Genomic DNA, 21,629 nt, shown 5'->3' on the forward strand with positions numbered 1-21,629 from the left:
CTGAACGATTCCATCACCATGAAAATTGCCTTCATCGGGGGCGGCAACATGGCCGCCGCACTCATCGGCGGTCTGATCCGCAAGGGCGTTCCCGCCGACAACCTCTACGCGATCGATCCGAACGAGGACGCCCGCAAGCGCAGCGCCGAGCAGTTCGGCGTGCGCACCGGCGCCGCCGCGGACGCCGCGCTCGCGTCGTACGACGCCGTTCTGATCGCCGTGAAGCCGCAAATCGCCAAGGCCGTGGCCGAAGGCGTCGCACCGTACCTTGGTGCGCATCAGGTCGTCATCAGCATCATGGCCGGCATTCGCATCGACGATCTCTCGCGTTGGCTGAACGGCCACGCGCGCGTCGTGCGCACGATGCCGAACACGCCCGCGCTGATCGGCATGGGCGCAACCGGTCTCGTCGCGAGCAGCGGCGTGGACGCAGCGGGCCGCCAGCTCGCTTCGGATGTGCTCGGCGCAGTCGGCCAAACGGTCTGGTTCGACGACGAAGCGAAGATCGACGCGGTCACGGGCATTTCGGGCAGCGGGCCGGCCTATGTGTTCTACTTCATCGAAGCGCTCGAAGAAGCGGCGCGCCAACTCGGCATGGACGAGCAGCAAGGCCGCGCGCTCGCCATCGCCACGTTCGCGGGTGCGGCGCAACTCGCGCTGCAATCGGACGAGCCGCCCGCCGTGCTGCGCGAGCGCGTGACTTCCAAGGGCGGCACGACCGCCGCCGCGCTGGCATCGTTCGACGCTTCGGGCGTGAAGGCCGCCATCGTCAAGGGCGCGCTAGCGGCCGATGCACGCGCGAAGGAAATGGGCGAGGAATTCGGCAAGCAGTAAGCGCACCGCAGTCCAGATAGAAAAAGCGCCGGGTGCGTCATGCACCCGGCGCTTTTTTTCATCGATCTCGCCTCAGAGTCCCGCGACGGCGTAGTGGGCAGCAATCCCGACGAACAGCACGCCGCCCAGCCAGTTGTTGTGGCGGAACGCGGCGAAGCACGGCATGCGTTCGCGGTTCTTGATGAGGGTGTAGTGATAAATGGCGCAGCCCACGGCGGCCGCCCAGCCGAGCCAGTAGAGCCAGCCGAAGCCCAGCGTCACGCCCACCCACACGTAAATGCCGAGCGTGGCCGCATAGCAGAGCATGATCGCGAGCACGTCGAAACGGCCGAAAGTGAGCGCCGAGGTGCGAATGCCGATCTTGATGTCGTCGTCGCGATCGACCATCGCGTATTCGGTGTCGTAGGCCACGGACCAGAACACGTTCGCGGCCAGCATGATCCACGCGAGCGCCGGCACGTGGTCCTGCACGGCGGCAAATGCCATGGGAATGCCGAAGCCGAACGCGATGCCCAGATACGCCTGCGGAATCGCGAAATAGCGCTTGGTGAACGGATACGACGCCGCTACGAACAGCGCCACGACCGAAAGCTGCTTCGTCAGCGCATTGAGCGGCAGGATCAACAGGAACGACACGAGCGCGAGGCCCGCGGCAATCGCCACCGCTTCCCAGGCGCGAATGCGGCCCGACGTGATGGGGCGTTCGGCCGTCCGTTTGACGTGGCGGTCGAAATCGCGGTCGGCGTAGTCGTTGATCGCGCAGCCCGCCGAGCGCATCAGCACGGTGCCGACCGTGAAGATGATCAGCAGCGAGAGGGGCGGATGGCCGTCCGAGGCGATCCACAGCGCGTTGAGCGTCGGCCACAGCAGCAGCAGGCTGCCGATCGGCTTGTCCATGCGGACGAGCCGCAAATAGAGCGGGAGTCGGGCGAACATGATCGGGGCGGGAAAAGCGATGCCGCTATTGTAGGCCAGGGCGGCGCGCCGTCGCCGCGAGCCGCGCCCGCGCAAAAACAAAGGCCCGCCGGACATCCGGCGGGCCTTTCATCGTGCTAATCGCGCTTCAGGCGCAGCGCCCGGGCGCCGCATCGGCATCAGGCCAGCAGCGAGCGCAGCATCCACGCGGTCTTTTCGTGCGTCTGCATGCGTTGCGTGAGCAGGTCGGCGGTCGGTTCGTCGTTGGCCGCTTCCGTCGACGGGAAGATCGCGCGCGCGGTGCGCACCACGGCTTCCTGGCCCTCCACCAGCTGGCGGATCATGTCTTCCGCGGCCGGCACCCCGTCCGCTTCGGGAATCGACGAGAGCTTCGCGAATTCCTTGTAGCTGCCCGGCGCATGCACGCCCAGCGCACGAATACGCTCGGCGATGGCGTCGACAGCCAGCGCGAGTTCGTTGTACTGCCCTTCGAACATCAGGTGGAGCGTGTTGAACATTGGCCCCGTGACGTTCCAGTGAAAGTTGTGCGTCTTCAGATACAGCGTGTAGGTGTCCGCGAGCAGGCGCGAGAGACCCTCCGCGATCTTCTTGCGATCCTTGTCGCTGATGCCGATATTCACGTGCTGTACGGTTGCTTTTTTGGCCATGACGACTCCTTGTGTAGCAGTGAGACTACGCGTGCTTGACGATCCTGTTGTGCCCGCCTGCGCCTTAAAAAAAACTGGCGCGCGAGCGCTCGATCGGTCGTCAGTGTAGCCTGGAAATATCAGAAACCCGGCTCATCCGGCCCTACTGTGCAGCAACGCGCCCGGCTCGTTCAATGCCCTGCCAGGTGCGCGAAGGCTTGCGTGGCGATCGCCACGAAGCCGCTCGCCACGATCGCAAAGCCCACCATCCGGCGCACGATCTGCGTGCCTTGCGCACGCGTGCGCGCCATCGCGGCCGCATTTCCCGGTCCCATCGTCTTGAGGGTCATCGTCATCGTTCGGGTCATGATCATGCTCCTGTGGTCGTTCCTCGAATTCCTGCTTCAGGCGCGGCTCGCTGTCTTGACGTCGTGACAACAAACCGCGCCTGCGTCCTTACTTCGCCAGCTTCGCGATCGCGTCGATCACGCCTTGCGCATACGCAGGATCGGCGCGGCGGAAGTGTTCGATCTGACGCTCCACGATCTGAGCCGGCACACCGTTGATATGCCGGGCGATGTTCGCGAAAAGCCGCTCGCGCTGGCCCGCATCGAACAGCCGGAACAACGCGCCCGGCTGGCTGTAGTAGTCATCGTCTTCGCGGTGATCGTAGTGATCGACCGCACCGGCCGCGAGCGGCGGCTCGCCCGCCTGCGGACGCTGCGCGAAGTCGCCGAAACGACTCGGTTCATAGTTCACGTTGCCGCCCAGGTTGCCGTCGGTGCGCATCGCGCCGTCGCGATGGAACGAGTGGAACGGGCAGCGCGGCGCATTCACCGGAATCTGGTGATGGTTCACACCGAGGCGATAGCGCTGCGTGTCGCCATACGAGAACAAACGCCCCTGCAGCAAGCGATCCGGCGAGAAGCCGATGCCCGGCACCACGTTCGCCGGCGTGAAAGCGGCCTGCTCGACATCGGCGAAATAATTCTCCGGATTGCGGTTCAGCTCGATCGTGCCGACGTCGATCAGCGGATAGTCCTTGTGCGGCCAGATCTTCGTGATGTCGAACGGGTTGTACGGCACCTTCGCGGCATCGGCCTCGGGCATCACCTGAATGCGGAAATGCCACTTCGGGAAATTGCCCTTTTCGATTTCGTTGAAAAGATCGCGCTGCGCCGATTCGCGGTCCTGAGCAATCACCTGCGCGGCTTCGGCATCGCTGTAGTTCTCCACGCCCTGCGCCGACTTGAAGTGGAACTTCACATAGAAGCGCTCGTTGTTCGCGTTGATGAACGAGAACGTGTGCGAGCCGAAACCGTGCTGCTGGCGATAGTTCTTCGGAATGCCGCGATCGCTCATGAGGATCGTCACCTGATGCAGCGACTCGGGATGACGCGACCAGAAGTCCCACGCGGCCACGTTGTTGCGCATGTTGGTGCGCGGATCGCGCTTTTGCGTGTGGATAAAGTCCGGGAACTTGAGCGGATCGCGAATGAAGAACACCGGCGTGTTGTTGCCGACGATGTCCCAGTTGCCCTCTTCCGTGTAGAACTTGATCGAGAAGCCGCGCACATCGCGCTCGGCGTCCGCCGCGCCGCGCTCGCCCGCCACGGTCGAAAAGCGGATGAAGAGCGGCGTTTCCTTGCCGATTTCGCCGAACACTTTCGCCTTCGTGTAGCGCGAGATGTCGTGCGTGACCTTGAGCGTGCCGAACGCGCCCGAGCCCTTCGCGTGCACGCGGCGCTCGGGAATCACTTCGCGGTCGAAGTGCGCGAGCTTTTCGAGCAGCCACACGTCCTGGAGCATCACCGGGCCGCGCGGACCGGCGGTGAGCGAGTTCTGGTTATCGACGACGGGTGCGCCGGCTGCCGAGGTGAGAGTACGGTCGGTCATGCTGGATTCCTTCCTTGCTTGCGTGTGTGTTCTGGAATTCAGTGAAATCTGCTTCGGGATGGCGCGAGGCCGTCAGGCGGACAGCGCGCGGTCGACGAGCAGCGAGAACCACACGGTGCGAAGGCCAGAATGGGTGCGTGCCGAGGTGCTGGGGGTGTTCGGAGTGGTGGTTTGCATCGCTTCCTCCAGGGGTTTCCGGTTGAGATCGGTTAGAGGAAACTCTATCAACGACTATCGATATCTGTAATTTGATTTATTCAATCTATCAAATAGGCGTTGATTATTAGGGTCGCAAGGAACGTAAGGCTGGGGATGGTGGCGCGGGCGGATGCCTCGCTCGAAAGGAAAACCGCCGCGCAGCCCGAAAGCGCACGGCGCGAGATACGTCAGGCAGCCTCGGCAGGCGCCTCGATCTTCTTCACGCCGGGCAGCTCGCAGGCGTGAATGGCGTCGACGATCGCCTCGATCGCCGGCATGCGCGTGAAGCTCTTGCGCCACGCGAGCACCACGCGGCGGTCCGGCACGGGTTCGTCGAACGGCACGTAGGACAGCAGCCCGGAATCCACGCCGCCCGCGTGCGGCTTCACCTCGGTCACCGACATGCGCGGCAGCACGGTAATGCCCACGCCGCTCGCGACCATATGACGTATGGTCTCCAGAGACGAGCCTTCGAACGTCTTCTGGATGCCGTCAGCGTTCTGCGAGAAGCGCATCAGTTCGGGGCACACGCCCAGCACGTGGTCGCGGAAGCAATGACCGCTGCCGAGCAGCAGCATGGTTTCCTGCTTGAGGTCGTCCGGGTCGATCTTCGGGCGCTGTTCCCACGCGTGGCCCGATGGCAGCGCCACGACGAACGGTTCGTCGTAGAGCGGGCGCAGCGTGAGGCCGGTTTCGGGGAACGGCAACGCCATGATCGCCACGTCGATTTCGCCCTGCTTGAGCAGCTCGATGAGCTTGAGCGTGTAGTTCTCCTGCAGCATCAGCGGCATTTGCGGCACGCGCTTGATCATCTGCTTGACGAGCGTGGGCAGCAGGTAGGGCCCGATCGTATAGATCACGCCAAGGCGCAGCGGTCCCACGAGCGGGTCCTTGCCCTGCTTGGCGATTTCCTTGATCGCGAGCGTCTGTTCGAGCACGCGCTGGGCTTGCGTGACGATCTGCTCACCGATCGGCGTGACGCTCACCTCGCTCGTGCCGCGCTCGAAGATCTGCACGTTCAGTTCGTCTTCGAGCTTCTTGATGGCGACCGAAAGGGTCGGCTGGCTCACGAAGCAGGCTTCCGCGGCCCGTCCGAAGTGGCGCTCTCGAGCTACCGCGACAATGTATTTCAATTCAGTGAGCGTCATTCGGGGACCAATCAAAAAAGGTGAATCAATAGTTTGTAGTTATACACCTATGGCGGTGATTCGCCAATAATCAACACCCCTATGCGGGGCGTGATCATGACAAAAGGGTCAGACGGCGTAGGCGCGCGCAGGTTCCGCGCAATGGACTCGCAGTTGGGCTCGCAGTTGGACTTTTCACGCTTTTAGATACTGCTCGCGGGCGCCGAGCCAGCGATTCAGATGCTGCGTGACGACGAGCGGAAACTCGTGCAGCAGCCGATCGGCCGCGCCGCGCGCAGGCTCGATGAGCCATGCGTCGGTCTCGAGGTTCGCGAAGCGCAGCATTGCCGCGCCAGATTGACGCGCGCCCAGGAATTCGCCGGGGCCGCGGATTTCGAGGTCCTTGCGCGCGATCTCGAAGCCGTCGGTGGTCTCGCGCATGGTTTGCAGGCGCGCGCGGCCCGTGAGCGACAACGGCCCGGTATAGAGCAGCACGCACACCGAAGCGGCGCTGCCCCGCCCCACGCGCCCGCGCAACTGGTGCAATTGCGCGAGGCCGAAACGCTCGGCGTGCTCGATCACCATCAGCGACGCATTGGGCACGTCCACGCCCACTTCGATGACCGTCGTCGCCACGAGCAGCTGCACCTCGTTGCGTGAGAACGCATCCATGACGGCGGCCTTGTCCGTGGAAGCGAGGCGGCCGTGCACGAGCCCGACGGTGAGCTCCGGCAGCGCGGCTACCAGCGTTTCGTAAGTCTCGACGGCCGTTTGCAGCTGCAGCGTCTCGCTTTCCTCGATCAGTGGACATACCCAGTACACCTGACGACCCGTGAGCGCCGCTGCGCGCACGCGCGCGATCACTTCCTCGCGGCGCGCGTCGGAAATGAGCTTCGTGAGGATCGGCGTGCGGCCGGGCGGCAGCTCGTCGATGGTGGAGACGTCGAGATCCGCGTAGTAGGTCATGGCGAGCGTGCGCGGGATCGGCGTGGCCGACATCATCAGCTGATGCGGCTGGAACTCGCGATGCGTCTCGCCCGGCGCTTTCGCGTTCTGCGCCTTGGCACGCAGCGCGAGCCGCTGCTCGACGCCGAAGCGATGCTGTTCGTCGACGATCACGAGGCCGAGCCGCGCGAATTCCACGGCCTCCTGAATGATCGCGTGTGTGCCGATCACGAGCTGCGCCGTGCCGAGCGCCGCGGCTTCGAGCGCCGCGCGCTTTTCCTTCGCCTTGAGGCTGCCCGCGAGCCACGCCACCTGCACGCCGAGCGGCTCGAGCCAGCCGCGCAGCTTGCGCGCGTGCTGTTCCGCGAGGATTTCGGTGGGGGCCATGAGCGCGGCCTGGTAGCCGGCGTCGATCGCCTGCGCCGCCGCGAGCGCCGCGACCACGGTCTTGCCGCTGCCCACGTCGCCTTGCAGCAGACGCTGCATGGGGTGCGGCTGTTCGAGATCGTGCGCGATTTCCGCCACCACGCGCTCCTGCGCGCCGGTGAGCGTGAACGGCAACGCGCCGCGCAGCCGCGCGAGCAGCGTCTCGTCGCTCTTGCGGCCTGCGACGTGGCGAGCCATCGCGGGCGCGGCGCGGGTGCGGCGCTCTTCGTGCGCACGCTTGAGCGACAGTTGCTGCGCCAGCAGTTCCTCGAACTTGATGCGCGTCCACGCGGGATGCGTGCCGTCGATCAGCTCGTGCTCGTCGGCGTTCACGGGCGGGTGGTGCAACGTCTTCACGGCGTCCATCAAGGGCGGCAGATTCAGCGGCTCCATGAATTCTTGCGCCACCGCATCCGGTAGCAGTTCTGGCAGATGCGCACGCGACAGCGCGTTGTCGATCGCCTTGCGCAGATACGCCTGGCTCACGCCCGCCGTGGAGGGATATACCGGCGTAAGCGCCTGCGGCAGCGGCGCGTCGCCCTCTACGACCTTCACCGCCGGATGCACCATCTCCATGCCGAAGAAGCCGCCGCGCACGTCGCCGCGCACGCGCAGACGCTTGCCGATCGCCATCTGCGTGACCTGCGAGCCGTAGAAGTTCAGGAAGCGCAAATGAAGCTGGTCGCCGTTGTGATCCTCCAGCTTCACGACGAGCTGGCGGCGCGGGCGGTAGGCGATCTCGTTGTCGAACACCACGCCTTCGGTTTGCGCGATGCCGCCCGGCAGCAGTTCGCCGATGGGCGTGAGCGTGGTTTCGTCCTCGTAGCGCATCGGCAGATGCAACACGAGATCGATGTCGCTGCGCAGACCGAGTTTGGCGAGCCGGTCGGCGGTTTTGGTGAGCTTGGGCTTGTCTTTGGCCGCGGCTTTTTCTACGGCTTCTTCCACGGCCTTGTCCGCGGACTTCTTCGCGGCGCGTTTGCGCGCGGGCGCTGCGGCCCCTTGCGTCGGGTCCGCTTGCCGCTTGCGCTCGCCGTCCTCGGGCTTGCGCGCGTCGTCGGGCGCCTCGCTCGCGGTATCGGCTTCGGACATCAATCGGCTAACGGATGGGGGCATGGGCAGCTTCGCAAGTACAATATCGGCTTTCCGGTATGGCGCGGCGCGTGCAGCGCGACGGCCTCTGCCATCGGGCACGCCGCGCGCATCGCTATCGCGCACGTCCCGCAATCATAGCCTTTCGTCACGCACGAACGGCCATTGCAGCCGCTTTTTGGGGCACAACCGCTTGACGGTTCGGCTCCGCGAAGCCGCCGCGCGCCGGGCCTCCGGCGCATTTCCGTTACTTCAGGCCGCATGTTCAAGCTTTCCGATTTCGATTTCGACCTCCCCGAGGAACTGATCGCGCAGACCGCCCTGCCCGAGCGCAGCGCGAGCCGTCTGCTCGAGGTCGATAACACGACGCAGTTGCCAGGCCAACCTGCGCGTCTGACCGACCGCCGCTTTTCCGACCTGCCCGCGCGCATCGCGCCGGGCGACCTGCTCGTCTTCAACGATACCAAGGTGCTGAAGGCGCGTTTCTTCGGCCAGAAGGCGAGCGGCGGCAAGATCGAGGTGCTCGTGGAGCGCCTGACCGGCGCGCGCACGGCGCTCGCGCAGATCCGCGCGAGCAAGAGCCCCGGCCCCGGCACGGTGCTGCGCCTCGCCGATGCGTTCGACGTGACGGTGGGCGAGCGCGTCGATCAGTTCTATACGCTGCACTTTCCGGACGACGGCCTCACGCTGATCGAGCAGCACGGGCGTCTGCCGCTGCCGCCCTACATCACGCACGACGCCGACGCGAGCGACGAAACGCGCTATCAAACGGTGTTCGCGCAGAATCCGGGCGCGGTGGCCGCGCCCACGGCGGGCCTGCACTTCGACGACGCCCTGCTCGCGCAACTCGACGCGCATGGCGTGGAGCGCGCCACGCTCACGCTGCACGTGGGCGCGGGCACGTTCCAGCCGGTGCGCGTGGAGAACATCGCCGAGCACAAGATGCATAGCGAGTGGTACGAACTGCCGCAATCGCTCGTCGACAAGATCGCGGCCACGCGGGCGCGCGGCGGCCGCGTGATTGCGGTGGGCACGACCTCGATGCGCGCGCTCGAAGCCGCCGCGCGCGACGCCGACCGCGCAGGCCACGCACTCGCGGCAACGCAGGCGGAAACCGATATCTTCATCACGCCTGGCTACAAGTTCCGTGTGGTCGATCGGCTCGTGACGAACTTCCACCTGCCGAAGTCCACGCTTCTGATGCTCGTCTCGGCGTTCGCGGGCATCGAAACGATACGCGCTGCGTATCGTCACGCGATTGCGGAACGGTATCGCTTCTTCAGTTACGGCGACGCCATGCTGCTGACCCGAACCGACGACGCGCTCAACAAGTAACACTTGCGCTTCCCAAGCCTCCGCGCGACACAACCAACGCGCGGCGGCCTTTCACCATCTGCGCCGGACTTGCGATCCGGAGTTGGCGCTTTAGCGCTTACTCCGGTCCCATGCAAAGCACGCGATCCGGAGTTGGCGCTTTAGCGCATACTCCGGTCCCATGCAAAGCATTTTCCGGTGGCACAGGAGTCAACCGCATGACCGACGGTCATCAAAGCAACGCACGCGCCGAACACGGCACGTATCTGGGCGAACGCCCGCAGAACGGCCTCAAATTCGAATTGCTCGGCACTGACGGCCTCGCCCGCCGTGGCCGCGTCACGCTCAATCACGGCGTGGTCGAAACGCCGATCTTCATGCCCGTGGGCACGTACGGCACCGTGAAGGCCACGCAGCCGCGCGAGCTCGAAGAGATGAAGGCGCAGATCATCCTCGGCAACACCTTCCACCTCTGGCTGCGCCCGGGCCTGGAAACGATCGAGGCGCACGGCGGCCTGCATCGCTTCATGGGCTGGAACCGGCCGATCCTCACGGATTCGGGCGGCTTCCAGGTGTTCTCACTCGGCGACCTGCGCAAGATCTCGGAAGACGGCGTGCGCTTCGCCTCGCCCGTGAACGGCGACAAGCTGTTCCTCTCGCCCGAAGTGTCGATGCAGATCCAGAAGGTGCTGAACTCCGACATCGTCATGCAGTTCGACGAGTGCACGCCCTACGCGACCAACGGCGTGCCCACCACGCACAAGGAAGCCGCGGATTCGATGCGCATGTCGATGCGCTGGGCGCAGCGCTCGATCGACGAGTTCAACCGTCTCGGCAATCCGAATGCACTCTTCGGCATCGTGCAGGGCGGCATGTTCGAGGACCTGCGCGACGAATCGCTCGCCGGCCTCTCGCAGATGCCGTTCCACGGCTACGCGATCGGCGGTCTTTCGGTGGGCGAACCGAAGGAAGACATGATGCGCGTGCTCGAACACATCGCGCCGAAGCTGCCTGCCGACAAGCCGCACTATCTGATGGGCGTCGGCACCCCGGAGGACCTGGTGGCGGGCGTGGCCTCGGGCGTCGACATGTTCGACTGCGTGATGCCCACGCGCAACGCGCGCAACGGCTGGATCTTCACGCGCTTCGGCGACATCAAGATCCGCAACGCCGTGCACCGCAACTCGCTGCGCCCGCTCGACGAACAATGCGGCTGCTACACCTGCCGCAACTTCACGCGCGGCTACCTGCACCACCTGCACCGCGTGGGCGAGATCCTCGGCGCGCAGCTCAACACGATCCACAATCTGCACTACTACCTGGAGCTGATGAGCGAGATGCGCGCGGCGATCGAGACGAAGACGTTCGCGGCGTTCCGCCAGCGCTTCGCCGAGCAGCGCGCACGCGGCGTGGACTGAGACGGTGTTACCTGCCGCCCGCGGAATATTACAATAACCTTTCACGACAATGGTGCGGACAAGGCATGCGGTCCGCTCGCGCCGCCCCGGTTTTCACGCGCATGCATGTCGCGTCGGGGCGGGATCCGCGATAAGCACTTGATCGCAAAGCCAATTTTGCGTCATCGTCGCGATGAATGCCGGTGGTAGAATAACCGGCTCGCTTTTTGATCGTAAAAAACGGAGAGACCAACGTGTCGTTCATTTCCAATGCCTTCGCGCAAGGCAGTGCAGCAGGTGGTGCCGAATCGAGCCTCATGAGCTTCCTGCCGCTCATTCTGATGTTCGCCGTGCTGTACTTCATCATGATCCGTCCGCAGATGAAGCGTCAGAAGGAACATCGCAACATGCTCGCGGCCATGGCCAAGGGCGACGAAGTGATCACGAGCGGCGGCATCGTCGGCAAGGTGACCAAGGTCAGCGAAGCCTACGTCGGCGTCGAAATCGCCGATGGCACGGAAATCACCGTGCAGAAGTCGTCGGTCTCGACCATCCTGCCGAAGGGCACGATCAAGTCGCTGTAAAGCTTCACGGTTTCCCCGAGGCCGTTGCCTCCGAAAGAACGGCCTCGCGCATCCGACCCGCCCTCGCAGCCACTGACCGGCAAACGTCAATGCAGGTACGCCCCGAAGGCAACGCCGGACGCGCACGCAGCGCTTAAGGCCATTCCCCTCCCCCGTTGGGTCAACCAATGAACCGTTATCCCCTCTGGAAATATGTCGTGATGCTGGTGGCGCTCGTCATCGGCTTCGTGTACACATTGCCCAATTTCTTCGGCGAAGCGCCCGCGGTCCAGGTGTCGAGCGGTAAAGCCACCGTCAAGCTCGACTCGGGCACGCTCGCCCAGGTCGAGGCCGCGGTCGCCGCGAACAATATCCGCGCGACCGACGTGACGTTCGACAACTCGTCGATGAACGCGAACATCCGCGTGCGCGTCGCCGACACGGACACGCAGCTGCGCCTGAAAGACGCGCTGAACAAGGCGCTGAACGCCGACCTGAACGACCCGCAGTACATCGTCGCCCTGAACCTGCAGAGCGCCTCGCCGCGCTGGCTCACGTCGCTGCGCGCGCTGCCGATGTACCTCGGCCTCGACCTGCGCGGCGGTGTGCACTTCCTGCTCCAGGTCGACATGAACGGCGCGCTCAACAAGAAGCTCGACTCCGACGCTTCGGACGTGCGCACGCTCCTGCGCGACAAGAACATCCGCGACGGCGGCGTGAACCGCGTCAACCAGTCGGTGGTCGTCAATTTCGCCGACGCCGATACGGCCGAGCAGGCGCGCAAGGTTCTCGCGGGCTCGGGCGGCATCACCGAACTGCAGTGGTCCTCGCAGAACAACCCCGAAGGCGGCGTACAGCTCGTCGGCACGTTCACGCCGGCCGTGAAGACGGCGGTTCAGCAAGCCGCGCTCAAGCAGAACATCCAGACGCTGCACAACCGCGTGAACGAACTCGGCGTGGCCGAGCCCGTGATCCAGCAGCAAGGCGACGACCGTATCGTGGTCGAGCTGCCGGGCGTGCAGGACACCGCCAAGGCGAAGGACATCATCGGACGCACGGCGACGCTCGAAGCGCGCCTCGCCGACCCGATGGGCCTGCATCCGGACGTGAACGCGCCGGTGCCGCCGGGCGACGAGCTCTTCACGCAAGGCAATGCCGCGCCGGTGCTGCTGCGCAAGCAGGTGATCTTCACCGGCGACCGCATCATCGACGCCTCGGCGGGCTTCGACGAGCATCAGCGTCCGTCGGTCAACATCCGCCTCGATTCGGCGGGCGGCCGCGCGGTGCGCGCCGTCTCGCGCGACAACATCGGCAAGCCGATGGCGATGGTGCTGTTCGAAAAGGGCAAGGGCGAAGTGCTGACGGTGGCGACCATCCAGTCGGAACTGGGCGACCGCTTCCAGATCACGGGCCAGCCCACGCCGCAGGCCGCCGCCGACCTCGCACTGCTGCTGCGCGCAGGTTCGCTTGCCGCGCCGATGGACATCATCGAGGAACGCACGGTTGGCCCGAGCCTTGGCGCGGACAACATCCGCAAGGGCTTCGACTCGGTGATCTACGGCTTCGCCGCCATCGCCGTGTTCATGATCGCGTACTACATGCTGTTCGGCGCGATCTCGATGATCGGCCTGTCGGTGAACCTGCTGCTGCTCGTCGCCGTGCTGTCCATGCTGCAGGCCACGCTCACGCTGCCGGGTATCGCGGCTATTGCGCTGGCGCTCGGTATGGCGATCGACGCGAACGTGCTGATCAACGAGCGCGTGCGCGAAGAACTGCGCAACGGCGCGCCGCCGCAACTGGCCATCCAGAACGGCTACGCACACGCCTGGGCGACGATTCTCGACTCGAACGTAACCACGCTCATCGCCGGTCTCGCGCTGCTCGCGTTCGGTTCGGGCCCGGTGCGGGGCTTCGCGATCGTGCACTGTATCGGCATTCTCACGTCGATGTTCTCGGCCGTGTTCTTCTCGCGCGGTCTCGTGAACCTCTGGTACGGCGGCAAGAAGAAGCTCAAGTCGCTCGCGGTGGGTCAGGTGTGGCGTCCGGAGCCGGATGAAGGCACGCCCGCGCTCGCCGGCGCCGATGCCGGCACGGACACGGGCCGCGCCGTTGCGGCCACCACCGGCGCCGCCCGGCGCGAACCGGCCAAGGCCGGCGCGAAGGGCGCCGCACGCGCCAAACCGGTCGTACGCCGCCGCGATGCCCAGGGCGGCACTGGCGGCTCCGGCAACAACACCGGCTCGTCCCGCTGATACGGAGTCACGAACATGGAATTTTTCCGCATCCGCAAGGACATCCCGTTCATGAAGCACGCGTTGATCTTCAACGCGATCTCGCTTCTTACCTTCATCGCGGCGGTGTTCTTCCTCTTCCACCGTGGCCTGCACCTGTCGATCGAATTCACGGGCGGCACGGTCATTGAAGTGCAGTATCCGCAGGCGGTGCCGCTCGAGCCGCTGCGCGACTCGCTCACGAAGATCGGCTACGGCGACGCCCAGGTGCAGAACTTCGGCACTTCGCGCGACGTGCTGATCCGCCTGCCGCTCAAGCAGGGCCTGAGCTCCGCGCAGCAGAGCGACCAGGTGATGTCCACGCTCAAGGCGGCTGAGCCGCAGGTGCAGCTGCAGCGCGTGGAGTTCGTCGGCCCGCAGGTCGGCAAGGAACTCGCCACCGACGGCCTGCTCGCGCTCGCCTGCGTGGTGGCGGGCATCGTCATCTACCTGTCGTTCCGCTTCGAATGGAAGTACGCCGTGGCCGGCGTGATCGCGAACCTGCACGACGTCGTGATCATTTTGGGCTTCTTCGCGTTCTTCCAGTGGGAGTTCTCGCTCTCGGTGCTCGCGGCCGTGCTCGCCGTGCTCGGCTACTCGGTCAACGAATCGGTCGTTATCTTCGACCGGATTCGCGAGACCTTCCGGCGCGAGCGCAAGATGAGCGTGACCGAAGTCATCAACCACGCGATCACCAGCACGATGTCGCGGACCATCATCACCCACGGCTGTACGCAGATGATGGTGCTCTCGATGTTCTTCTTCGGCGGCCCGACGCTGCACTACTTCGCCCTGGCGCTGACGGTGGGTATTCTCTTCGGTATCTACTCGTCGGTGTTCGTTGCCGCGGCGCTTGCCATGTGGCTCGGCGTGAAGCGCGAAGACCTCATCAAGGACAAGAAGGAAAAGTTCGATCCGAACGATCCGAACGCGGGCGCGCAGGTGTAAGCGGCGCACCAGCAAAAAAGCCGGTTCTCGCGAACCGGCTTTTTTTTCGTGCCTGCGCAACGCAACGGTCTTCGCCGCGCCGCCGCGCTTGCCTACTGCTTGATCCCTTCGGCCTGGATGTGCAGCGTGGTCTTCATCTGGAAGCCGTACTTCTTGCCCGAGTCCATGCCGAAGTCGTCGCGGTTGAATGCGGCTTCGGCCTCCACGCCGCATACCTCGCGCTTGAGCACGGGGTGCTGCATGCATTTGAACGACGCGATCTCGAGCTTGAGCGGCCGCGTCACGCCGTGCAGGGTGAAGTCGCCGATCACCTCCTTGGGCGTATCGCCATTGAAGACGATGCGCGTGCCCTTGTAGGTGGCCGTGGGGTACTTCGCGACATCGAGAAAGTCGTCGCCCACCAGATGCTGGTCGAGCTGCGGATTGCCGGTCTGGATCGACGCCGGATCGATCGTCACGTCTACGGTGCCCGTCTTCGCCGCGCGGTCCAGCGTGACCATGCCCGTGGTCTTCGTGAACTTCCCGCGCCACGTGGACAGACCGCCGAAGTGGTCGGCTTCGAAGCTCGGAAACGTGTGATTCGGATCGAGCTGGTAAGTATCGGCGGCGTGCGCGGCTTGCGTCATCAGAGCGGCGAGCGACACGGCGCAGCCTGCGGCCATCAGTACGAGCTTGTTCAAAAGCGCCTCCTCGGGGTCGTCGCTCTACTTGTGCGCGACGACGATGTGAAATTTGATGAGCACTTCGTCGGCCACAATTGAGGTGTCCTTCCACTCGCCGGTGCCGATGTCGAAGGCGAGCCGGTGGATCGGCAACGTGCCGTCGAAAGTCTGCGTCCCGCCCTGCTGCGTGAGCACGACGGGCACCGCCACGTTCTGCGTGTGCCCCTTGATCGTCAGTTTGCCGCTCACGCTGTACTGGTTCGTTGCGGTCGGCGCGATGGCCGTCGAGACGAACGTTGCCTGCGGGAACGTCTTCGCGTCGAACCATTCGGGCCCGTGCACCGAATCGTTGTAGGTCGGGTCGCCCAGATCATAGCTCGCCGTGTCGACCGTGATCTTCGCGCTGCCGCCCGCGGGTTTGGCCGGATCGAAGGCGATCTGCGCGTCGAACTTCGTGAAGCTGCCCTGGACCGGCACGTTCATCTGGCGCGAGACAGCGACGATCGTACTCTTCGCCGCGTCGAGCTGCGCATGCGCGGCTGCGCCCGCGAGCAGCGCCGCAGCGGCGCCGGCCCACACTGCCGCGGCCCCGACCGCCGGGCGCCACCGATAAGAACGAATCCACCTCGACAAGGCTTCCATGATCGTCTCGCTTTGATTGCGTAGTCATTGACTTCGTGGATGGGCAGCGGCCACCTTGCGCAGCCATGCATGCTCCATGCCCGAAAGATAGTCCAAAATGGGTGACTGCAAACATCTGGAGATAAGGGCCGGGTCCCCGCCGGGCTCGCACACGCTCACGTCACAAACGTGGCACACTTCGCAGCCCGTTCGCAGCTCCGGCAGCCGCCCCGTGCGGGGCCCGCGGCTCGTTCCGGCACGCCGCCGGGCGCGTTTGGTAACATGGCGCGAAGCGCTGTCGGCACCTTTCGGCCTGTGTGCCGCCGCAGCGCGTCCTTCGTTCACGTCGTTTTGCAACACCTGCCCGCATGGCCCAGGACAAACTGATCGCGTGTCACGATTGCGACGCGCTCTACCGCAAACCGCGGCTGCTCGGCCGCCAGTCAGCGCGTTGCTCGCGCTGCGGCGCCACGCTCTACAGCAGCGCCGCGTCCCAGCTCGACCGCATCTGCGCCATCACGCTCGCGGCGCTCGTCACCTTCATCATCGCCCAGTCGTTCCCGATCATCGAGCTCGATGCGAACGGTATCACTACGGAGTCGAGCCTGTTCGGCGCCCTCGTGGTGCTGTGGCACGAGGACATGGAGGTCATCGCGGTGATCGTGTTCTGCGCAACCATCCTCTTTCCGCTCACGGAGATGGTAGCGCTGCTTTACGTCCTGCTGCCTGTGCGGCGCGGCTTCATTCCACCGGGCTTCGACTACGTGCTGCGCTGCATCCAGTTCGTGCGGCCCTGGGGCATGCTCGAGGTCTTCATGCTGGGCGTGCTCATCACCATCGTGAAAATGGTGAGCCTCGCGCGGGTGATTCCCGAAACCGCGCTCTTCGCCTTCGGCGCGCTCACGCTGATGTTCACCGTGGTCGTCACGTTCGATGCGCGCACGCTCTGGGACATTGCCGACGGCCTGCGCGACGCCGCCCGCGCGGCCCGCGGGGGCAGTGCGGGTCCGGGCGGCCTCGCCGGCGACGCCGGCTCGGGCGGACCGCACACGCCGCATTCGCCCGCCTCGCCGTCACCGGCGCACCCGCTCTCCGAGCCCGAGATCCGCGAGCCCGGTACAGGCGCGCAAGACCCGGCAGCGCCGCGCGGCCGCCCGCTGCCCAAGGGGCCCCGATGAAATACCAGACCGCCAGCGACGCCGGCTACATCTCCTGCCACGCCTGCGGGCACGTGCAGGCGAATGTGCGCGCGCATGGCCACGTGCGCTGCGCACGCTGCGGCTCGCCCATGCACGAGCGCAACCCGGACAGCATCATGCGTACGTGGGCGCTCCTGATTGCCGCGGCGCTGCTCTACATCCCCGCGAACCTGCTGCCCGTGATGCATACGACCTCGCTCGTCGGCGAAGAGGACGACACCATCATGAGCGGCGTGGTCTACTTCTGGACCTCGGGCGACTGGCCGCTTGCCGTGATCGTCTTTATCGCCAGTATTCTCGTGCCGATGCTCAAGCTCTCGGTGCTCGCGCTGCTCGCGTTCACCTCGCAGCGCGGCTCGACCTGGCGGCCCGTGGAACGCACGAAGCTCTACCGGCTCGTCGAATTCATCGGGCGCTGGTCGATGCTCGACGTGTTCGTTGTCACGCTAACCGTGGCGCTGGTACGCTTCCAGTCCCTTGCGGTCATCACGGCGGGCCCCGGCGCGATCGCGTTCGGCTCGGTCGTGATCCTGACGATGATCGCCTCGATGCAGTTCGATCCGCGCTTGATCTGGGATCCGGTGGACGAAGACAAACACAAACCTGCGCAACACACACAGGATCAACCCCATGAATAGTCCGAAAGGACCGACCCCGCCCAATCTGCCGGAGCCGGAGATCGTCAAGCCGCGGCGCTGGCTGCCCTCGCTCGTCTGGATCGTGCCGATCGTCGCGGCGCTGATCGGCGTGGCGCTCGTCGTGAAGTCGGTCGCCACGCGCGGCCCGACCATCACGATCAGCTTCGTGAGCGCCGAAGGACTCGAGCCCGGCAAGACCAAGGTCAAGTACAAGGACGTGGACATCGGCTCGGTGCGCGCCATCAAGCTCTCGCCCAACCTTTCACATGTGATCGTTACGGTCGAGCTCACCAAGGACGCCGAACGCTTCGCCGTGAAGGACAGCCGCTTCTGGGTCGTGCGCCCGCGCGTGGGCGCTAGTGGTGTTTCGGGCCTCACCACGCTGCTGTCGGGCTCGTACATCGGCGCGGACGCGGGCCGCTCGCAGGAGTCGCAAAGCGACTTCGTCGGGCTGGAGGCGCCGCCTGCCGTGACCATCGACGAGAAGGGCCATCGCTATACCCTGCACAGTGCGACGCTCGGCTCGCTCGACATCGGCACGCCGATCTTCTACCGGCGCATCCAGGTCGGCCAGGTGACGGGCTATTCGCTCGACAAGGACGGCACCGGCGTGACGGTGCAGGTGTTCGTGAGCGCGCCCTTCGACCAGTACGTGGGCACCAACACGCGCTGGTGGCACGCGAGCGGCGTGAACGTGCAGCTCGATTCGAACGGCATCAAGGTCAACACGCAATCCCTCGCCACGATCGTGGTGGGCGGCCTCGCGTTCCAGGCTCCGCCCGGGCAGTCCATGGGCCCCCAGGCGCCCGACAGCGCCACCTTCGCGCTGGCCTCCGACGAGGCTGAGGCAATGCGCGAGCCGGACGGTGCGCCGCAACGCGTGGTCATGTACTTCAACCAGTCGTTGCGCGGCCTTTCGGTGGGTGCGGCGGTCGATTTCCGCGGCATCGCGCTCGGCCAGGTCACCGACATCGGGATCGAATACGACCCGAAACAGCACAACTTCACGATGCCAGTGACGATCGACCTCTATCCGCTGCGCCTGTCGCGCCGCATCCGCGGCGAAGCGCCCGCGCCGCATACGCCGCAAAGCGAGGAACTGATCAAGCGGCTCGTCGCGCGCGGCCTGCGCGGCCAGTTGCGCACCGGCAACCTGATCACGGGTCAGCTTTACATCGCGCTCGACATCTTCCCGAAGGCGGGCCCCGCGACGGTCGACTTCAACCACGACCCGCTCGAGCTGCCCACGGTGCCGAACTCGCTCGAAGAACTGCAGCTGCAGGTCGCGGACATTGCGAAGAAGCTCGATCAGATCCCGTTCGACAAGATCGGCAACAACCTGAACGACTCGCTCAAGAACGCCAACCAGCTGTTCGGCAAGGTGAACGACCAGATCCTGCCGCAGCTGCAAGGCACGCTCGACCAGGCGCAGAAGACCTTCAACGCCGCGCAGTCCACGCTGCAGCAAGATTCGCCGCTGCAGTCCGACGTGCATCAGGCGATGCAGGAACTCACGCGTACGCTGCAATCGCTCAACGCGCTCTCCGATTATCTGGAGCGCCATCCCGAATCGCTGCTGCGCGGCAAATCTGGAGACAAGCCATGACGTTCCGACGCGTCCCCGCCCTTGCCGCGCTCGGCGCGCTGGTCATAGCCGCCGCGCTGGCGGGCTGCAGTTCGCCCGCCAGCCGGTTCTACACGCTCAGCCCGAGCGACGACACGAGTCGCACCGCCGCCGCCGCGCCGAGCGCGGGCAACGCCCAATGGCTGATCGAACTGGCGCCTGTCGACGTGCCGCCGCAGGTCGCAAAGGCACAGTTCGTCGTGCAAACCGACGCCAACCAGGTGCGCGTACTCGAGCAGGAGCGCTGGTCCTCGATGCCCGGCGACGAGATCCGCCGGGCGCTCTCGGGCGACCTCACGCAGCAGCTCGGCACCATCGACGTGTACGGCTCGCCGCATCCCGAGGGCGTGCCCGTCTATCGCGTGAGCGTGAACGTGCAGCGCTTCGAATCGTGGCCGGGCTCGCACGCGCTCATCGACGCCGTGTGGAGCGTGCGCGCGCTCGACTCGCAAACGGTCCTGACCTGCCGCAGCGTGCTCAACGAAAAGGTGGGCGACGGCTACGACGCGCTCGTCATCGGCCACCGGCAGGCGGTCGAGGCGCTCTCGCAGTCGATCGCGAGCGGCGTGCGCGCGCTCGCGGCCGCGCCGCGCGTGAGTGTGGCCTCGAATGGCACGAAGGCTGGTGTGCGTGCGAAGACGGCGGCGAGCATCGCGTGTCCGCAGATGGCGGCCGCCGGCGGCTGAGGCGGCGTTTTTTGCTGAGGCGAGTCTGCGGCGCACCTGATCGCCACGCCCCAAAGGCGATCCAGAGCCGATAAAGGTCCGCACGTCACGCTCTTGGAGGAGGCGTCCGCGACGAGGCAAATGGCGGCCAGGTGCGGCTATCGAGCGGTCTCCAGCGGCGCTGGCGGCATGCACGCCTGGCCGCTCCCGCAACCCGCGTACAATAGCGCCTTCCCCGCAGCGTCCCATCCTCCTTCATGTCTTTCGATTTCTTTGCCCCCTGCCCGCGCGGCCTCGAAGCCACGCTCGCCGCCGAACTGGCCGAAACCGCGCAACGGCGCCTGCCGCCCGGCGCACTTCAGGTCGGCGCCGAGGTGCCCGGCGGCGTGCATTTCCGCGGCAACTGGGCCGGCGGCATCGCCGCCAACCTCCATTCGCGCATTGCGAGCCGCGTGCTCCTGAAGATCGCCCAGCGCCCGTACCGCAGCGAACAGGACATCTATGCGCTCGCGCGCGAGCAGCAGTGGGAGCAGTGGTTCTCGGCGAACGAGACGATCCGCATCGACATCACCGCGATCAAGTCGCCGCTGCGCAGCCTCGAATTCGCCACGCTGCGCGTGAAGGACGCGATCTGCGACCGCATGCGCGACAAGGCCGGTGCGCGTCCGAGCGTCGATACCGCCTATCCCGATGTGCGCGTCTTCGCCTTCCTCACGGCGAACGAATGCACGCTCTATCTCGACACCTCGGGCGAGCCGCTCTTCAAGCGCGGCTGGCGTCTGGACAAGGGCGCCGCCCCGCTGCGCGAGAACCTCGCCGCGGGCATCCTGCGCCTCACGGGCTGGACGCCCGGCACGCCGCTCTACGACCCGATGTGCGGCAGCGGCACCTTTCTCGCGGAAGCCGCGCAAGTCGCGCTCGACATCGCGCCGGGACTCGATCGCCGCTTCGGCTTCGAGTCGCTCAAGCAGGCCGACATGGCCGCGTGGCGACACCTCAAGAGCGAGGCGAACACGGCGCGCAATCTCGCCCAAGGCAAGACCAGCGATCTGCTGATCTACGGCAGCGACATCTCCGATGTCATGCTGGAAAAGGCGCGTGCGAACTTCAAGCGCGCGGGCTTTGGCAGCGTGACGCTCAAGCAGCTCGACGCGCGCAACATGACGCCTCCCTCGGCTGCGCCCGGCATTCTCGTGGCGAATCCGCCGTACGGCGAACGTATCGAGGTGCGCGGGCGCAACGCGCGCGGCGAGGCACGCCCTACGGCGCGCGAGCTGCGCGGCGACGACGACGAAGGCTTTCGCCGCGCCAAGGACGAGGCGCCCGACGCCGAATTCTTCCAGGCGCTCGGCGACGCGCTCAAGCAGCGCTTCACGGGCTGGCGCGCGTTCGTCCTCACGTCGGACCGCAAGCTGCCAGGCCAGCTGCGCCTGCGCGAAGCTGCCAAGACGCCGCTCTACAACGGCGCGCTCGAATGCCGCCTGTTCCGCTTCGACCTGATCGCGGGCAGCGTGCGCCAGCGTCCAGCGAACCCCGCCGCCAGCAGCGACGACGCCAGCTGACATTGGCAAACGCGCACGGCGGGTGGCCTTCCCACCCGCCGCCTCGACTCGCCCGTCACGGCGCGTCAAACCTACTGACAACACGC

The 21,629-nt window shown here is 65.6% G+C and carries 19 protein-coding genes; 11 read left to right on the top strand and 8 right to left on the bottom strand.

Annotated elements, in window-relative coordinates:
* The first annotated feature begins 18 nt into the window (after positions 1-18).
* Positions 19-834 carry a pyrroline-5-carboxylate reductase gene (proC, locus tag ACOJB8_RS24760; RefSeq protein WP_475014815.1) on the top strand — a complete coding sequence of 272 codons (816 nt, stop codon included), beginning with the start codon at positions 19-21 and terminating at the stop codon, positions 832-834.
* A 72-nt stretch (positions 835-906) separates the two neighbouring features.
* On the opposite strand, the gene ubiA is transcribed toward proC, so the two are convergent.
* From ubiA to recG, 6 genes are all read right to left on the bottom strand, one after another.
* Entirely contained in the window at positions 907-1,770 is an 864-nt protein-coding gene (gene ubiA / locus ACOJB8_RS24765; protein ID WP_475014816.1) for a 4-hydroxybenzoate octaprenyltransferase, read from the bottom strand.
* 158 nt (positions 1,771-1,928) lie between these two features.
* A complete protein-coding gene (locus ACOJB8_RS24770; RefSeq protein WP_042262475.1) occupies positions 1,929-2,417 on the bottom strand; it encodes a Dps family protein in 489 nt (162 codons plus the stop codon).
* A 170-nt stretch (positions 2,418-2,587) separates the two neighbouring features.
* A complete protein-coding gene (locus ACOJB8_RS24775) occupies positions 2,588-2,764 on the bottom strand; it encodes a hypothetical protein (protein ID WP_368606757.1) in 177 nt (58 codons plus the stop codon).
* 88 nt (positions 2,765-2,852) lie between these two features.
* Positions 2,853-4,292 carry a catalase gene (locus ACOJB8_RS24780; protein WP_368683749.1) on the bottom strand — a complete coding sequence of 480 codons (1,440 nt, stop codon included), beginning with the start codon at positions 4,290-4,292 and terminating at the stop codon, positions 2,853-2,855.
* Positions 4,293-4,678: 386 nt separating this feature from the next.
* Positions 4,679-5,638, bottom strand: a complete 960-nt coding sequence (locus tag ACOJB8_RS24785; RefSeq protein WP_069268466.1) for a hydrogen peroxide-inducible genes activator — start codon at positions 5,636-5,638, stop codon at positions 4,679-4,681.
* Positions 5,639-5,812: 174 nt separating this feature from the next.
* Complete coding sequence (recG, locus tag ACOJB8_RS24790) at positions 5,813-8,104, bottom strand: ATP-dependent DNA helicase RecG (RefSeq protein WP_475014819.1); 2,292 nt, start codon at positions 8,102-8,104, stop codon at positions 5,813-5,815.
* 237 nt (positions 8,105-8,341) lie between these two features.
* Between recG and queA the strand changes: the two genes are divergently transcribed.
* From queA to secF, 5 genes are all read left to right on the top strand, one after another.
* A complete protein-coding gene (gene queA, locus ACOJB8_RS24795; protein WP_475014821.1) occupies positions 8,342-9,415 on the top strand; it encodes a tRNA preQ1(34) S-adenosylmethionine ribosyltransferase-isomerase QueA in 1,074 nt (357 codons plus the stop codon).
* A 197-nt stretch (positions 9,416-9,612) separates the two neighbouring features.
* Complete coding sequence (gene tgt, locus ACOJB8_RS24800) at positions 9,613-10,812, top strand: tRNA guanosine(34) transglycosylase Tgt (RefSeq protein ID WP_321930635.1); 1,200 nt, start codon at positions 9,613-9,615, stop codon at positions 10,810-10,812.
* Positions 10,813-11,045: 233 nt separating this feature from the next.
* Positions 11,046-11,375, top strand: a complete 330-nt coding sequence (gene yajC, locus ACOJB8_RS24805; protein ID WP_042262488.1) for a preprotein translocase subunit YajC — start codon at positions 11,046-11,048, stop codon at positions 11,373-11,375.
* A gap of 167 nt (positions 11,376-11,542) precedes the next feature.
* Positions 11,543-13,606: a protein translocase subunit SecD gene (gene secD / locus ACOJB8_RS24810; protein WP_069268462.1), complete on the top strand. Its 2,064-nt coding sequence runs from the start codon at positions 11,543-11,545 to the stop codon at positions 13,604-13,606.
* A 15-nt stretch (positions 13,607-13,621) separates the two neighbouring features.
* On the top strand, positions 13,622-14,572 hold the full coding sequence (secF, locus tag ACOJB8_RS24815) for a protein translocase subunit SecF (RefSeq protein ID WP_069268461.1): 951 nt from the start codon (positions 13,622-13,624) through the stop codon (positions 14,570-14,572).
* A 92-nt stretch (positions 14,573-14,664) separates the two neighbouring features.
* On the opposite strand, the gene ACOJB8_RS24820 is transcribed toward secF, so the two are convergent.
* Together ACOJB8_RS24820 and ACOJB8_RS24825 are read right to left on the bottom strand one after the other, a co-directional pair.
* A complete protein-coding gene (locus tag ACOJB8_RS24820) occupies positions 14,665-15,234 on the bottom strand; it encodes a YceI family protein (protein ID WP_368683851.1) in 570 nt (189 codons plus the stop codon).
* 42 nt (positions 15,235-15,276) lie between these two features.
* Positions 15,277-15,876 carry a YceI family protein gene (locus ACOJB8_RS24825; protein WP_342947666.1) on the bottom strand — a complete coding sequence of 200 codons (600 nt, stop codon included), beginning with the start codon at positions 15,874-15,876 and terminating at the stop codon, positions 15,277-15,279.
* A 347-nt stretch (positions 15,877-16,223) separates the two neighbouring features.
* Between ACOJB8_RS24825 and ACOJB8_RS24830 the strand changes: the two genes are divergently transcribed.
* The 5 genes from ACOJB8_RS24830 to ACOJB8_RS24850 all read left to right on the top strand — a co-directional run bounded on the left by ACOJB8_RS24830 (position 16,224) and on the right by ACOJB8_RS24850 (position 21,543).
* Positions 16,224-17,033 carry a paraquat-inducible protein A gene (locus tag ACOJB8_RS24830; protein ID WP_083245607.1) on the top strand — a complete coding sequence of 270 codons (810 nt, stop codon included), beginning with the start codon at positions 16,224-16,226 and terminating at the stop codon, positions 17,031-17,033.
* A complete protein-coding gene (locus ACOJB8_RS24835) occupies positions 17,030-17,692 on the top strand; it encodes a paraquat-inducible protein A (RefSeq protein ID WP_475014825.1) in 663 nt (220 codons plus the stop codon). The genes ACOJB8_RS24830 and ACOJB8_RS24835 overlap by 4 nt, the downstream gene beginning before the upstream one ends.
* Positions 17,685-19,298 carry a PqiB family protein gene (locus tag ACOJB8_RS24840; protein ID WP_069268458.1) on the top strand — a complete coding sequence of 538 codons (1,614 nt, stop codon included), beginning with the start codon at positions 17,685-17,687 and terminating at the stop codon, positions 19,296-19,298. Before ACOJB8_RS24835 ends, ACOJB8_RS24840 begins: the two co-directional genes overlap by 8 nt.
* Positions 19,295-20,002 (top strand): PqiC family protein, encoded by a 708-nt coding sequence (locus tag ACOJB8_RS24845; protein WP_475014827.1) that lies wholly within the window; start codon positions 19,295-19,297, stop codon positions 20,000-20,002. The genes ACOJB8_RS24840 and ACOJB8_RS24845 overlap by 4 nt, the downstream gene beginning before the upstream one ends.
* Before the next feature lie 236 nt (positions 20,003-20,238).
* A complete protein-coding gene (locus tag ACOJB8_RS24850; protein ID WP_475014829.1) occupies positions 20,239-21,543 on the top strand; it encodes a THUMP domain-containing class I SAM-dependent RNA methyltransferase in 1,305 nt (434 codons plus the stop codon).
* The last annotated feature ends 86 nt before the right edge of the window (positions 21,544-21,629 follow it).

Source organism: Paraburkholderia sp. BR10141 (assembly GCF_056155635.1).